This window comes from Rheinheimera sp. (assembly GCF_036782235.1).
GTDB lineage: Bacteria > Pseudomonadota > Gammaproteobacteria > Enterobacterales > Alteromonadaceae > Pararheinheimera.
The window spans coordinates 1-14978 of the sequence record NZ_DAIPZL010000028.1; the positions used below are offsets into that span (position 1 = coordinate 1).

The 14978-nt window shown below is 49.7% G+C and carries 12 protein-coding genes and 4 tRNA genes; 8 read left to right on the top strand and 8 right to left on the bottom strand.

Going from position 1 to position 14978, the window contains the following annotated elements; all coding sequences use genetic code 11:
• Window positions 1-109: 109 nt before the first annotated feature.
• Together V7P87_RS16545 and V7P87_RS16550 are read right to left on the bottom strand one after the other, a co-directional pair.
• Window positions 110-1036, bottom strand: coding sequence for an electron transfer flavoprotein subunit alpha/FixB family protein (locus V7P87_RS16545; RefSeq protein ID WP_296298881.1), 927 nt, complete (start codon window positions 1034-1036; stop codon window positions 110-112).
• The gene (locus V7P87_RS16550) at window positions 1036-1785 is read right to left on the bottom strand and encodes an electron transfer flavoprotein subunit beta/FixA family protein (protein ID WP_333798424.1); all 750 of its coding nucleotides are present in this window, start codon (window positions 1783-1785) and stop codon (window positions 1036-1038) included. The genes V7P87_RS16545 and V7P87_RS16550 overlap by 1 nt, the downstream gene beginning before the upstream one ends.
• 252 nt (window positions 1786-2037) lie before the next feature.
• On the opposite strand from V7P87_RS16550, the gene V7P87_RS16555 reads away from it, so the two are divergent.
• The 7 genes from V7P87_RS16555 to V7P87_RS16585 all read left to right on the top strand — a co-directional run bounded on the left by V7P87_RS16555 (window position 2038) and on the right by V7P87_RS16585 (window position 11307).
• On the top strand, window positions 2038-3672 hold the full coding sequence (locus V7P87_RS16555) for an electron transfer flavoprotein-ubiquinone oxidoreductase (protein ID WP_333798432.1): 1635 nt from the start codon (window positions 2038-2040) through the stop codon (window positions 3670-3672).
• A gap of 277 nt (window positions 3673-3949) precedes the next feature.
• Window positions 3950-5506, top strand: a complete 1557-nt coding sequence (locus tag V7P87_RS16560) for a cytochrome ubiquinol oxidase subunit I (protein ID WP_333798425.1) — start codon at window positions 3950-3952, stop codon at window positions 5504-5506.
• Between the two features lies 1 nt (window position 5507).
• Window positions 5508-6644, top strand: a complete 1137-nt coding sequence (cydB, locus tag V7P87_RS16565; protein WP_296298885.1) for a cytochrome d ubiquinol oxidase subunit II — start codon at window positions 5508-5510, stop codon at window positions 6642-6644.
• A gap of 10 nt (window positions 6645-6654) precedes the next feature.
• Complete coding sequence (cydX, locus tag V7P87_RS16570) at window positions 6655-6768, top strand: cytochrome bd-I oxidase subunit CydX (RefSeq protein WP_260657828.1); 114 nt, start codon at window positions 6655-6657, stop codon at window positions 6766-6768.
• 52 nt (window positions 6769-6820) lie between these two features.
• Window positions 6821-8566, top strand: a complete 1746-nt coding sequence (gene cydD, locus V7P87_RS16575) for a thiol reductant ABC exporter subunit CydD (RefSeq protein WP_333798426.1) — start codon at window positions 6821-6823, stop codon at window positions 8564-8566.
• Window positions 8566-10320, top strand: a complete 1755-nt coding sequence (locus V7P87_RS16580) for an amino acid ABC transporter ATP-binding/permease protein (protein WP_333798427.1) — start codon at window positions 8566-8568, stop codon at window positions 10318-10320. Before cydD ends, V7P87_RS16580 begins: the two co-directional genes overlap by 1 nt.
• 129 nt (window positions 10321-10449) lie before the next feature.
• Window positions 10450-11307, top strand: coding sequence for a 5'-nucleotidase, lipoprotein e(P4) family (locus tag V7P87_RS16585; RefSeq protein WP_333798428.1), 858 nt, complete (start codon window positions 10450-10452; stop codon window positions 11305-11307).
• Between the two features lie 80 nt (window positions 11308-11387).
• On the opposite strand, the gene V7P87_RS16590 is transcribed toward V7P87_RS16585, so the two are convergent.
• Window positions 11388-12350 carry an aldo/keto reductase gene (locus V7P87_RS16590; protein WP_333798429.1) on the bottom strand — a complete coding sequence of 321 codons (963 nt, stop codon included), beginning with the start codon at window positions 12348-12350 and terminating at the stop codon, window positions 11388-11390.
• A 220-nt stretch (window positions 12351-12570) separates the two neighbouring features.
• On the opposite strand from V7P87_RS16590, the gene V7P87_RS16595 reads away from it, so the two are divergent.
• Window positions 12571-13986, top strand: coding sequence for an SLC13 family permease (locus V7P87_RS16595; protein WP_333798430.1), 1416 nt, complete (start codon window positions 12571-12573; stop codon window positions 13984-13986).
• Between the two features lie 115 nt (window positions 13987-14101).
• On the opposite strand, the gene V7P87_RS16600 is transcribed toward V7P87_RS16595, so the two are convergent.
• The 5 genes from V7P87_RS16600 to V7P87_RS16620 all read right to left on the bottom strand — a co-directional run bounded on the left by V7P87_RS16600 (window position 14102) and on the right by V7P87_RS16620 (window position 14975).
• Window positions 14102-14362 (bottom strand): CBU_0592 family membrane protein, encoded by a 261-nt coding sequence (locus V7P87_RS16600; RefSeq protein WP_333798431.1) that lies wholly within the window; start codon window positions 14360-14362, stop codon window positions 14102-14104.
• 204 nt (window positions 14363-14566) lie between these two features.
• Window positions 14567-14642, bottom strand: a tRNA-Gly gene (locus V7P87_RS16605).
• 46 nt (window positions 14643-14688) lie between these two features.
• Window positions 14689-14775: transfer RNA gene (locus V7P87_RS16610), tRNA-Leu, on the bottom strand.
• A gap of 29 nt (window positions 14776-14804) precedes the next feature.
• Window positions 14805-14878, bottom strand: a tRNA-Cys gene (locus V7P87_RS16615).
• Between the two features lie 21 nt (window positions 14879-14899).
• A tRNA-Gly gene (locus tag V7P87_RS16620) sits at window positions 14900-14975 on the bottom strand.
• Between the last annotated feature and the right edge of the window lie 3 nt (window positions 14976-14978).

Here is a 14978-nt window from a genome sequence, read left to right on the forward strand (position 1 = left end):
GGCATAGCCCCAGAGCCGATCACCACCTCCATAGGAGGTGGTTTTAAATTGACAAGAAAAAGCCAGTCTATTGACTGGCTTTTGCTGTTCACTTTGTTAAAGCCTTGTCTTACAGGCTGGCTTCCAGCTCAGGCAATACAGTGAATAAATCGGCAACTAAACCGTAATCCGCCACCTGGAAAATAGGTGCTTCAGGATCTTTGTTAATCGCCACTATCACTTTGGAATCTTTCATACCAGCTAAGTGCTGGATAGCACCAGAGATACCTACGGCGATATATAAATCCGGTGCCACTATTTTTCCGGTCTGGCCAACCTGCATATCGTTTGGCACAAAACCAGCGTCTACTGCAGCACGGGAAGCGCCAATGGCAGCAGATAATTTATCGGCAATACCTTCTAATAATTTGAAGTTGTCACCGTTTTGCATACCACGGCCACCAGAGATAATAACGCGGGCTGCGGTCAGTTCCGGGCGTTCAGATTTGGTCAGCTCTTCAGCAACAAAAGCTGATAAACCGGCATCTTTGGCAATAGCAACAGTTTCAACAGCGGCATTGTTACCTGCACCAACTGCATTAAAGGCTGAGCTTCGAACTGTCAGTACTTTAATGGCATCCGCTGATTGTACTGTGGCAATGGCATTACCGGCGTACACAGGGCGTACAAAGGTATCAGCGCTTTCAACGGCAATGACGTCAGAAATTTGCGCAACGTCCAGAAGTGCAGCAACCCGTGGCAGGAAGTTTTTACCGTGGGTGGTGGCAGCAGCCAGAATATGGCTGTAGTCGCGGCCCAGCTCTGTGACCAATAAACTGATATTTTCCGCCAGCTGATGTTCGTAGCAAGGCGCGTCCGCCAGCAATACTTTTGTCACACCAGTTAAAGTGGCAGCTTCTGCTGCAGCGCCTGCGCAGTTAAAACCAGCCACTAACACATGAATATCACCACCAATGGCGGCAGCTGCAGCTAAGGTTTTTGCGGTATCGGCTTTTAATGCCTGATGGTTATGCTCAGCAATGATTAAAATAGCCATTAGATCACCTTCGCTTCTTGCTTTAATTTTTCAACCAGAGTCGCCACGCTGTCGACCATCACACCGGCCTGACGCTGGGCCGGCGCTGTCACTTTTAATGTTTTTACTTTGCTTTGCAGCGCCACACCTAAAGAATCGGCCGCAATCACATCCAGCGGCTTTTTCTTGGCTTTCATAATGTTTGGTAATGATGCATAACGGGGTTCGTTTAAGCGTAAGTCGGTTGACACCACTGCAGGCAGCTTTAACGACACCGTCTGTAAACCACCGTCAATTTCACGGGTCACTGCCACTCTGCCGTCAGCCACCACCACTTTAGAAGCAAAGGTACCCTGACCCATGCCGGTTAAAGCGGCCAGCATCTGACCTGTTTGGTTGTTATCAGAATCAATGGCTTGTTTACCGATGATCACCAGCTGCGGCTGTTCTGTTTCCACCATTTTGGCCAGCAGTTTGGCAACCTGTAATGAATCCACACTCAGTTCAGTTTCCAAAAGCACAGCACGATCGGCGCCCAAAGCCAGAGCGGTACGCAGCTGCTCCTGTGCGGTACCAGGTCCAATAGACACCACCAGCACTTCAGTGGCAATGCCTGCTTCCTTTAAGCGCACTGCTTCTTCGACGGCAATTTCACAAAACGGGTTTAATGCCATTTTTACGTTGGCTAAATCCACACCCGTTTGATCGGCTTTCACCCGAACTTTAACGTTATAATCCACGACCCGTTTGACCGGTACTAATATTTTCATGGTGAGAAACCCCTGTCTGCGCTTGTCAGGTTGACGTGAAGGTAAACTTCAGCTGTTGTTAATGCCGGACAATCTAACTACTGTTGACGTTAACGTCAACCTGAAATACCCTTGCAACTTGCAGAAATTCAAAAAGCACGTAAACAATAACATCCATCGCCAGAGCGCACGCTACCCCCTTGTGGGCATACAACAGCGGCAATAACAGCGACAAAAAACAAAAAATGGGAGACTGCCGTGGAAAGAGAATCGATGGAGTTTGATGTTGTTATCGTCGGTGCAGGCCCGGCTGGTTTATCCGCCGCCATCCGTCTGATGCAACAAGCCAAAGCCGCAAGCCGCGAGCTGAGTATTTGTGTGGTAGAAAAAGGCTCAGAAGTAGGTGCCCACATTTTATCAGGCGCTGTGTTTGAACCGCGCGCCTTAAACGAATTATTGCCCGACTGGCAACAACAAGGTGCACCTTTAACCACTGCGGTCAGCCACGACGATATTTATTTATTACAGTCAGAGCAGGATGCGCGCAAAATTCCAAATGCGCTGGTGCCAAAAACCATGCATAACAGTGGTAACTACATTGTGTCTATGGGTAATGTCTGCCGCTGGCTGGCCAGCCAGGCCGAAGCTTTAGGCGTGGAAATTTTCCCGGGCTTTAGCGCAGCAAGCCTCATCATTGAAGACAATGTAGTGAAAGGCATAGTGACAGGCGATATGGGCCTGGATAAACACGGCCAGCAAAAACCGGGGTTTACGCCGGGCATGGAACTTCGTGCTAAATACACTTTATTTGCCGAAGGTTGCCGCGGCCACCTTGGTAAAGAGCTGATTGCCCATTACGGCCTTGATGCAGGCAAATCACCTCAGCATTATGCCATTGGTTTTAAAGAAATCTGGGATATAGACCCGAACAAACATCAGGCTGGTTTAGTGCTGCACTCAGCTGGCTGGCCGCTGGATAAAGACACCAGCGGTGGTGGTTATTTGTATCACGCTGATAATAATCAGGTGGTGGTGGGTCTGATTATTGACCTGAACTACAGCAATCCCTATTTAAGCCCTTTTGATGAGTTCCAGCGTTATAAACAGCATCCGGTGGTAAGCCAATATTTAACCGGCGGTAAAAGGGTGTGTTACGGCGCCCGCGCTATTGCCAAAGGTGGCCTGAACAGCCTGCCGAAAATGACGTTCCCGGGCGGCATGCTGCTCGGTTGTGACGCCGGCACCCTGAACTTTGCCAAAATTAAAGGCAATCACACTGCGATGAAATCCGGCATGCTGGCCGCCGAAGCCGTATTTGCCCGCTTGGCCGCCGATTGTCAGGGTGGCGCAGATATCACAGAGTTTGCCACTTTGTTTGAACAAAGCTGGTTGTATGATGAGTTGTATCGCTCACGCAACTTTGGCCCGGCCATGCATAAGTTTGGATCGTTGCTGGGTGGCGCGTTTAACTTTATTGATCAGAACATTTTTGCCGGTAAACTGCCCTTTACCCTCAAAGACAATACGCTGGATCATCAAAGTTTAAAACTGGCCTCTGAAAGCACGCCTATTCAGTATGCTAAACCAGATAACGTGCTGAGTTTTGATAAATTAAGTTCGGTGTTTTTATCTAACACCAACCATGAAGAAGAGCAGCCCTGTCACTTACAACTGCTGGACGCCAGTATTCCAATCAGTGTGAATTACGCTAAATATGCCGAACCGGCGCAGCGTTATTGCCCGGCCGGTGTGTATGAAATTGTCGGCGTTGAACAAAACGAACCCAAACTGCAAATTAATGCGCAAAACTGCATTCATTGCAAAACCTGTGATATTAAAGATCCAAGCCAGAATATCCGCTGGGTGACACCAGAAGGTGCCGGTGGCCCGAATTATCCGAATATGTAACTGACAAAAAAGCGGTTGCACCAATGAGCAACAGCAACTTTATCAACCCCGGCCTGATGCCGGGGTTTTACTTTTTGACACCACCACCGAGCTACCTCTCATTTTTTGCAGTACTACCCATACTTGCAGATTGACAATATCAAGGCGGCTAGCAGTTGTTTGATATATATCAAGAACACCGGAGCGACAACCTAGTATGTTAGAAATCGCTAATGGTAGATAAATCCTTAGCATTCCCTGACCCGAGATGACACCCTGAGTGTCTGGAGTTGTCCTGATGGATATTGTTGAACTCTCCCGCTTACAGTTTGCCTTTACGGCGATGTACCACTTTTTATTTGTTCCTTTAACGCTTGGCATGACGTTTTTGCTGGCCATTATGGAATCTGTTTATGTCATGACAGGTAAAGAAATTTACCGTGATATGACCAAATTCTGGGGCAAGTTGTTTGCCATTAACTTTGCATTAGGGGTAACCACCGGTATTGCCATGGAATTCCAGTTTGGCACCAACTGGTCTTACTATTCACATTATGTCGGTGACATCTTTGGTGCTCCGCTTGCCATTGAAGGTCTGATGGCATTTTTCCTTGAATCAACCCTGGTTGGTTTGTTTTTCTTTGGCTGGGATCGCCTGTCCAAAGTACAGCATTTAGCCGTAACCTGGTTGGTGGCATTAGGCTCTAACCTGTCAGCCCTGTGGATTTTAATCGCCAACGGCTGGATGCAAAATCCGGTGGGCAGCGAGTTTAACTACACCACAATGCGGATGGAGATGACCAGTTTTACTGAAGTGATCTTTAACCCTGTAGCCCAGGTAAAATTTGTGCATACGGTGTCTGCGGGTTATGTCACGGGTGCCATGTTTGTGCTGGCTATTTCCGCCTGGTATATGCTGAAAAACCGCGACCTGCCTTTTGCACGACGTAGTTTTGCGATTGCCTCTGCATTTGGTCTTGCCAGCGCCCTGTCGGTCATCGTACTTGGCGACGAATCCGGCTACGAGCTGGGGGATGTGCAAAAAGTAAAACTGGCTGCAGTTGAGGCGGAGTGGCAAACCCACCCGGCACCTGCATCTTTTACGCTTGTCGGTTTTCCTAACGAACAAACCCAGCAGACAGAATACGCGGTAAAAATTCCGTATGCGCTTGGTGTTATTGCTACCCGATCACTGGATAAACCGGTATTAGGGCTCAGTGACTTAAAAGAGCAGCATCGCAATCGTATTATCAACGGTAAAGAAGCCTATCGTTTGCTGCAGCTGCTTCGGGGTGGCGATCAATCCACTGCAACTATTGCCGCATTTGAAGCTGTGAAAAAAGATCTGGGTTATGGTTTATTGCTGACGGCTTACACCGACGATCCGGCCAATGCAACAGCCGACCATATCCAGCAGGCGGTTGATGGCAGTATTCCGCAGGTTGCCCCTATGTTCTGGGCATTCCGTATTATGGTCGCCGCCGGTTTTATTATGTTGGTGGTGTTTGCCCTGAGTTTCTGGCACAGCGCCAAACGCAATCCGGAAAAACCACGCTGGTTATTAAAAGCCGCCCTCTTTAGTTTGCCGCTGCCCTGGATAGCTTGTGAAGCTGGCTGGTTTGTCGCTGAATATGGCCGGCAGCCCTGGGCTGTCGGTGAAATATTACCAACTCATTTGGCGGCATCAAACCTGACCGTCACCGAGATCTGGACCAGTCTGGCCGCCATTACCGTGCTTTACACCGTGTTTTTGGTGATTGAAGTTTATCTGATGCAGCATTTTGCCCGTAAAGGCCCGTCAGCTTTACATACCGGCAAATATGATCTGGAAACCGGTCTGGTTAAAGAGGTGTAACATGGATTATGAATTTTATCGTTTTATCTGGTGGTTATTAATTGGCATTCTGTTTATTGGTTTTGCCATCACCGACGGTTTTGATATGGGCGTAGGTGCGCTGCTCAAAGTGATAGGCCGCAACGACGAAGAGCGGCGGGTGCTGATCAACGCCGTGGCCCCCCATTGGGACGGCAATCAGGTGTGGTTGATCACCGCGGGCGGTGCGTTATTTGCCGCCTGGCCTCCGGTCTATGCCACAGCTTTTAGTGGTTTTTATCTGGCGATGATGCTCACTTTGTTTGCGCTGTTTTTACGCCCTATCGGCTTTGACTACCGCTCTAAGCTGGAAAACCCGGCCTGGCGCAGCAATTGGGACTGGGCGTTAACTGCAGGCTCTGCTATTCCGCCTGTTATTTTTGGCGTTGCTTTTGGCAATCTGCTGCAAGGCGTGCCCTTTCATTTTGACGAGCTGTTGCGGATCCATTACACCGGCTCCTTTTTTGCGTTGCTCAATCCCTTTGCTTTACTGGTCGGCGTGCTCAGCCTGTTGATGTTTGTCTGCCAGGGTGCCAGTTATCTGCAACTGAAAACAGATGGTGCATTATTAAATCGCAGTCGTGCTGTGGCCAGTTATAGTGGTATGGCTGCCGCCGTTATTTTTGTGATTTGTGGTTTTTGGTTAAGCGCCGGCATCGAGGGTTATGTACTGACCAGTGCCATTGACCACAATGCGATTAACAACGCCGTCAGTAAAACCGCTGAATTACAAAGTGGTGCCTGGCTGAAAAACTATGGTGAATATCCGTTATTATGGCTCTGCCCTGCTCTGGGTATTCTGGCTTTTGTGTTTGCCGCTTTTTTCAGCAAACTTGGGCGCGGCGCTCTGGCCTTTGTGATGTCATCGCTTGGGCAAGCGGGTGTGATCCTGACCTGTGGTGTGTCGATGTTTCCGTTTATTATGCCGTCAAGCAGTATGCCTTCACACAGCCTGACACTGTGGGATGCCACCTCAAGCCAGTTGACACTCACCATTATGTTTGGCGTTGCCTGTGTGTTTGTGCCTTTGATCCTGGCGTACACCATCTGGAGTTACATCAAGATGGCTGGCCGCATCAATACCCAAACCATCCGCGACAACCCGCACACATTATATTAAGGAGCTTCTTATGTGGTATTTCGCCTGGATCTTAGGGGTGTTACTGGCCTGTTCCTTTGGCATTATTAACGCCATGTGGCTGGAATTAAACGGTTATCCCGGAGAAGAGTCTGATAAATCCTGAGTTAACCAACAGCGCCCAAGCCCGGGGCGCTGTTTTCCCTGAAGATGCCAAAGTGCGGGCACAGGCTGAGCCGGCTGGTACAGCAACTGATTTACTCAGACAACTGCTCAGGCCTCACCGCGCCGTTGTGCAGCTTATCGCCCTGCCCGGCATCTTCAGTGTGCCTTTGCTGATAGCGCAAATGTGGTACCTGGCCAAAATAGCTGCGGCCCTGCTGGCAAAATCGCCATTCGCCGGCACAGATGTGTTTTTGTTAGCTTTATGCTGGTTTGGCCGCACTGCCTTATTACTGGCAAAAGATGACATTGCACAACATCTGAGCAGGAAACTGCGGTGCCAGGTCCGGCAACACTTGCTGGCGCAACTGGCGGCTTTAGGTCCGTTACGCAGTCGTTTTGGTTCGGACGGTGCACTGTCGACACTTGTCACAGAACAGGTTGACGCCCTGGATGGTTATATCAGCCGTTATGCCCCACAACAAATACTGGTGCTGGCGGCACCGTTGTTTATCCTGCTCGCTGTCGCATTTCACAGCATTTTTGCTGCATTGTTGTTGCTGCTCACTGCGCCGCTGGTGCCGCTGTTTATGGTGTTGGTCGGTCGCGAGGCCAGCAAAGCCAGTCAGCAGCAACTGCAGTTATTAAGCCGGATGGGTGGACGTTTATATGACTTTCTGCAAGGACTGCCCCTGCTTAAACGGCTGAGCGCAACAGATATAGCGGCAGCACATCTGGAGCATGCTGCAGGTCAATATCAACAAGGTTCAATGAAAGTATTGCGCCTGGCATTTTTATCTACCGCTGTGCTTGAACTCTTTACCTCAGTGGCCATTGCTTTAGTCGCCCTTTATCTTGGCCTTGGTTTATTGGGGGAATTGCCATGGCATAAAGCGCAGCTGTTGTTACCTTATCAAAGTGCACTTTTTATTCTGTTGTTGTGTCCGGAGTTTTATCAGCCATTACGCCAGCTTGGCACTGATTATCACGCTAGGGCGCAAGCGATAGCGGCCTGCACTGAGTTTCGGGTTTTATATCAGGCAGAACATAATTCACCACAAAAGGCTGCAACCCAAGTCTCTTTGGTCACCAGCCCAGTGCAAGCTGCCGAGCTGAATTTTCATCATATCCTGGTGGGTGATGCGTCTTCGCCGAGGCTCAGGATCAACGAGCTCAGCATCAAGGCGGGTGAGCAGCTGCTGATCAGCGGCCCGAGCGGCAGCGGCAAATCCACATTCCTGCAGCTGATTGCCGGATTTGTACCCTTTGAAGGCGAAGTGATGGTCGATGGCATACGGCTTAATGCAAGCTCCATTTATCAGCTTCGAAACCAAATTGGCTACCTGCAACAACAAGCTGAACTGCTGCCCGGCACCATTGCAGACAATCTGAAACTGGCCAAAACCGATGCAACAACTGAAGAAATGCAACTGGTTTTGACACAGGTGGAACTGTGGGATTTTCTAAGCCGTCAGCCCGAAGGCCTTGATTATCAAATTGGCGATTTGGGCGCGGGTTTATCCGGCGGACAACAGCAACGTCTGGCCCTGGCCAGATTATTGTTACAGCAAAAAAGCATCTGGTTGCTCGATGAACCTTTTGCTGAACTGGATGAAGACACCAGCCAGCGTCTATCGGCACTACTGCAGCGGATCAGTCAGGGTAAAACCTTGTTACTGGTCAGCCACCAGTTAGTACAGCCTGGCTGGCTCAGTCGAACCCTCAGCTTTGAACAAGGCCGGCTTGTTGACCGCGAACAAAGCACTGAAGACTCCACTCAACAGCAACGGTGGAATTGCTGATGCACGATTTCACCACAGCACACAATAAAACAGCTACCGATGAAAAGGCGCCAACGCAAACTTCAGCTGCGGCAAATGAAGCTGTACCGCTCAGATTATTGGATTTACTTAAACCACAACGCTGGAGCTGGCGTTTGGCACTGCTGCTGGGGTTTATCACTTTAGTGGCAACAGTGCTGCTACTGGCTTACTCCGGCTGGTTTATCAGTGCCGCTGCAGTGGCAGGCATTGCCGCCATTCAGGCCGGCACTTTTAACTATATGCGCCCCGGCGCCATGATCCGGTTGCTTGCTATCAGCCGCACCGCAGGACGTTATGCAGAAAAACTGCAATCACACTATGCAGTGCTGCAACTGCTGAAAACTCTTCGCCTCAATAGCTTTGCTTTTTTATGCCGTAAACCGAATCAGCAACTGAATTATCTGACCGATCCTAACCATGCCGATCTGTTACAACGACTGATTGCCGATATCGACTTACTGGATCAATTTCCGCTCAAGCTCTGGTTGCCCTGGTTCTGGGCGTGCGCCATCGCAATTTGTTATCTGGTAGCTGCAGGTTATTTATTGACTGACAGTCTGCCCGGTTTTGGCTTGCTGTTGTTTTTATTACTGTTTCAGCCCCTTTGGTTGTACCTTTATGGCAAGAGGTTGTGCCATCGGTTTAATGTGCAAGCGAGCAACCGCCGCCAGCAGATATTGCACCAGCTGCAACTGCTCACCACCACGTTAATGTTGGGGCACTGGCCACACAAAGCCAAAATGCTGGCGGATACCGACCATCAGCTAAACCAGCTGCAGCGCTCATTGCAGCGTTCAGTGCTTCTGCAGCAGGGTATTCAGCAGCTGTTATTGCTGTCAGGCTTTTTGTGCTTGTTGTGGGCACAGTCGCAACAACAAAATCTGGCGCCGGCACTTGTTGTCGCATTGGCTTTAGGCTGGCTGGGGTTGTCGGAGATATTCACGCCGCTGGCACAATTTCACCTGGCTTTGGGTTTTAGCCTGACAGCACAGCATAGATATAACGAACTGCTGAGCGTCCCCTCAGCTGAGCCTGAGCCATCAGAAGCAGCACAACCAAAAACAACCAACCAGAGCTCTGGCGACGTGACAATAGAGCTCAATCAGCTACAAATAGGTTTTATATCTGCCTTGCCACAGCTGCCGCCATTAACGGCCAGTTTTAAAACGGGTGATGTTGTGTTACTGCACGGGCCTTCTGGCTGCGGTAAAAGTTGCTTACTGCAAACCCTGGCAGGCGATCTGAACATCTATGGCGGCGAACTGAAGTGGCAACAACACCCTTTATGTCAGCTGAGCAGTCAGCAAAAATATCAGCAGATTGGCTATGGAGCGCAGCGCACCCACCTATTTAATCTGTCGGTTGCTGCCAACTTACGATTGGCATCACCCGCGGCCAGCGACGACGAGCTAATCGCTGTACTGAAGCTGGTTGAACTGGGTGATTGGCTGAACAAACAACCCCAAGGTTTAGCGACTTTATTGGGGCAATACGGTTGTGGTTTATCAGGCGGAGAAAGCCGCCGTTTTGCACTGGCGCGGTTGTTACTGCAAAAACCCAGACTGTTGTTGCTGGATGAGCCTTTTGCCGGCCTGGAGCAACAGCTGGCTGCCAAACTACTGCAGCGGTTAGCAGAGTTTCAGCACCAAGGCATTTTAATTATCGCCAGTCATCAACAGTTACAACACCCGGCCTTTAATCGGCACTGGCAGCTTGAACCTATAGCAAAATAATTTATTGCCATTCGACCGCACGCTCAACAAAATGGCTTATCCCTCAGTGAGCGGCCTGTTAAAGGTTGTAATTTACAGATTTCGCATTATGATCGCGTTTTTGTTTTCTTCGAGGTTGTTATGTCGTTGATGTCTTCTGTTGTAAAGCCGGTAAGTACCCTGGCTGCGTTATTGGTATTAACCGCCTGCCAGACTGTGGCGCCTGCTGCCACTGCAGTTACAAATCCCACAACAACCAGCTCACATGCCAATCTGAACAGTGTGCTCTGGTATCAAACCTCAGCTGAATTTCGCGCCAATAGCATTCAGACTTATAACCAGGCGAGAGCTTTATTAACTGCAGCCAAAGCAGACCGCAGCTGGAGTGCCTGGCCGCAAAGCACCGCAGCAGCACAGTTGCCACCCGCCATTATTGTTGATATTGACGAAACTATTCTGGATAACTCGCCTTCTGCTGCCCGTGATGTCTTAAACAACCAGCAGGGATTTGATGAGCAGCAATGGGACAACTGGGTCGCAGCAGCTAAAGCTCAGGCGGTGCCGGGTGCCGTGGCTTTTGTAAATGCAGCAGAAGCTATGGGTATCAAGGTGCTCTATATCAGCAACAGAGCCTGTAAAGCGCGTGACAAAAATAGCAGTTGTCCGCAAAAAGCCGACACTATCCGTAACCTGCGCGCCGTTGGTATCCACAAAGCAGATGAAACTCAGGTGTGGATCAAAGGCGAACAACCGGACTGGAGCAGCGAAAAACAAAGCCGCCGTGAACTGGCGATGCAACAATACCGCGTGATCATGTCGGTTGGTGACGATTTTGGCGACTTCCTGCCTAATGTGAAAAAAGACATTACGCCGGCGCAACGTGCTGCGTTGGTTGAGCAGCATCAGACACTCTGGGGCACCAAATGGTTTATGCTGCCAAATCCAACCTATGGTTCATGGGAAACTATTCTGGCAGAGCCTAAGCAACAGTATTTAAACGGTTTTTAAACCAAAGTTTGCTGAAAAACCAAAAAAAGCTGCTTCGGCAGCTTTTTTATTTGTTTTAACACTCGCTCTGTCCGGGAAAATCAGGGCAAAGGCGCGCCGCGGCTTGCCACATATAACGCATACCAATGCTCGCGGCTTAAGCTCAGTCCTCTGGCTTTTGCACAGGCGGCAATACGTTGAGGTTGTGTGGTGCCTATCACCGGCTGAATACCGGCCGGATGTTTCATCAGCCAGCCCAGCACTATCGCTTCTGCTGTGGTTTGGTATTGAGCAGCGAGCTCTGCCACTAAATCAGCTGTTTTTTGTTGCGCCGCTGTGGCTGGTTTTTTACCACCAGTAAAAAGCCCTTGTGCCAGACTGCCCCAGGCCTGAATTTGCACTTTATGCTGCTGGCAATATTCCACAGTGCCATAACTGAAAAAATGCGCAGCGCCTTGCGGCATACCAGTCAATACATTCTGCTCCAGCCAGTCAATGTGGCCGAGGTTCATTTCCAGCTGATTCACCAATAAAGGTTGTGCCAGATAAGACTGCAATAACTGCAGCTGCGGCCAGCCAAAATTTGATACCCCAAAGTGTTTCACCTTGCCTTGTTGTTGCAGCTCAAGCAGCACTGCAGCCACCTCTTCGGCTTGCATTAAGGGGTCTGGCCTGTGCAACAACAGAATATCAATATAACCACATTGCAGCTGCCTCAAACTCAGCTCAACCTGCCGGCGAATATAATTAGCGGAAAAATCATAACGCCCCACCGCATCTTCACTGGCAACACGGATGGCGCATTTGGTCTGGATCAGTATTTGATCGCGCAGATGTGGCTGCAAGCTCAGATAATCGCCAAACACCTGCTCTGCTTTGCCACGGCCATAAATATCGGCATGGTCAAACAGCATAAAGCCCTGTTCTACAGCTGCATCCAGTGCACTGTAAGACTGCCTTCTGGCTTCAGTGCTGATCTCGACAGCGTTCCATTCACCACCAAGACCCATACAACCAAACACCAAAGCACCGGCATCCGGATAAGTTTGCAAAATCGGTTGCATCAAGATAATCCGCGTTAAACATTCTGTTGGCGCAGTGTAGCGAAAATAATCTGTTGTACCCAGTTTTTTATCAGGCTGGCACCCCAATTTTAAAAAGCGCTTTGGCAGTTAAATATTGAAACAAATCATCACCCTGCAACAGATATTACGGTAAAGTAAAAAGTTGATGACCACTTGCTTAGCCTGGTTGCAGCGGGCAGCACTTCGGATGGAACTTTAAATGAATATCAAACTGCTCAGCCTGTTGTGCGCAGGACCTGTTCTGTTGGTTTTGACCTTATTAACTGCGCCCCCATTGGCGGGTCTCAGTGACAACGCCTGGCATCTGTGTGGCCTGATGGCCTGGATGATTATCTGGTGGGTAAGCGAAGCAGTGCCAATTGCCGTCACTTCTTTATTACCTATGGTGTTGATCCCGCTGCTGGGGGTTGCCAGCATGGACGCTACCACAGCCCCTTATGCGCATCCGCTGATATTTTTATTTATGGGTGGCTTTACCTTATCCATCGCAATGGAAAAAACCGGCCTGCACCGGCGTCTGGCACTGAGCGCGCTGCTGTTGGCGGGCGACAAACCGGCCGCCCAAATTGCCAGTCTGATGGCCGTGACCGCTTTTTTATCGATGTGGATGTCCAATACTGCAACAGCGGTGATGATGCTGCCGATAGGCCTGTCGATTATTGCCATGGCCCAAGCCAAGGATGACGACGACTTTAGTAAAGCTGTGTTATTGGCAATAGCTTATAGCGCCAGTATCGGCGGTATCGCGACTTTAATAGGCACCCCCCCCAATGCTTTGTTGGCGGCTTTTCTTGCTGATAACTATCAGATTGAACTCAGTTTTGCCCGCTGGATGCTGCTGGGTGTGCCGCTCGCCATTCTGATGTTGATATGTTGCTGGTTCTGGTTATGCAAACTGCAATTTCACCTGCCAGCACAAGGCAGTACCGGCAACCACAATCAGCTGGCTCAACAGCTAGAGGCGCTGGGTGCTTTATCAAAAGCGGAGAAGACCGTGCTACTGGTATTTATACTGGCCGCGACCGGCTGGATAGGACAACAATGGCTGGCGCGCTGGACCGGGCTTGCTATCAGCGACACCCTGGTTGCCATGACTGCTGCCCTGCTGCTGTTTATTCTGCCGGGAAACAACAACAGGCCAGTGCTGGCCTGGAGCGATAGTGAAAAATTGCCCTGGGGCATTTTGTTGTTATTTGGCGGTGGTTTAACCATGGCCGAGCAAATTCAGAAAACCGGCGTTGCCCAGGTACTGGCGGAGCAACTGCAGGTACTTCAGGGCATTGAACCTGTGCTGGTGATGCTGGCGGTTGTTGTGCTGATTTTGTTATTAAGTGAAGTCAACAGCAACACAGCCACTGCTGCTGCATTTTTGCCCTTGCTGGGTCCTGTGGCCATGTCGATGCAGCTATCACCTTTGTATCTGATGGTGCCTGCGGCTCTGGCTGCAAGCCTTGGTTTTATGCTGCCGGTGGCAACACCACCCAATGCCATAGTTTTTGGCAGCGGGCATCTAAGAATAAAAGATATGATCAAAGCCGGTTTTGTGATGAACCTGGTGGGTGTATTGCTGGTGGTATTGCTGGTCGAATTATTACTGCCGCTGTTGTTAGGCTAAACCGCCAGCGCCTCGCTTTAATAATAAAAAGCAGCATTTGCTGCTTTTTATTATTAGCTGGACTGCTGATTGGCGTCTTCACACCTAAACACTGCTTTATTGCGCCTATGGTCTGTTATTTTTCAGTTAACTTATGATTTTTCAGATAGCTGTAAAGTCCTATTAACGACGCGGCTATCCAGAAAATTTCAATCACAAAACTGGCGAGGTTAAAGTTAATACACAAGCTAAATAATAAAAACAACGCACCACACAGATTCATCAGGTTATATAACAAACCCTTGGGGTTGGCTTTATTCAGTTGTAGTAAAAAGAACGCACCCACCACCAGGCAAGTACCGGCCATACCAACAATATCGGCAATTAAACTAAGCATGATTTAGATCTCAGAACAAGCTGAAGTCGTCCAAAACAGGCTGGCCCTTTCCATGGGAAGGACGGTTCTCAATTCCGTGAGACAGCTTGGTTGCCTGTGCGCCCATTCGGTCGCAGACACAAAAACAAAACGCCGCTAAAAGCGGCGTTTTGTTTATTTCTGTTTGCAAGATTTGTTGTATTTAACAGTCTTACAAAGCCATTTTGGAGCGGGCAACGAGATTCGAACTCGTGACCTCGACCTTGGCAAGGTAGCGCTCTACCAACTGAGCTATGCCCGCAAATTTCTGTTTTGTCCCTTTTACTTCTGCTATGCAGGTCAGTAAATGGTGCCCGGGGCCGGACTTGAACCGGCACGCCCTTTCGAGCGAGGGATTTTAAATCCCTTGTGTCTACCGATTTCACCACCCGGGCAGACAACTTTTTCTTCTGTGTTCACAACATGGAGGCGGGTCCCGGAGTCGAACCGAGGTGGACGGATTTGCAATCCGCTGCATGGCCACTCTGCCAACCCGCCATCTGTCTTCATTTTGTGATTTGGAGCGGGCAACGAGATTCGAACTCGTGACCTCGACCTTGGCAAGGTAGCGCTCTACCAACTGAGCTATGCCCGCATC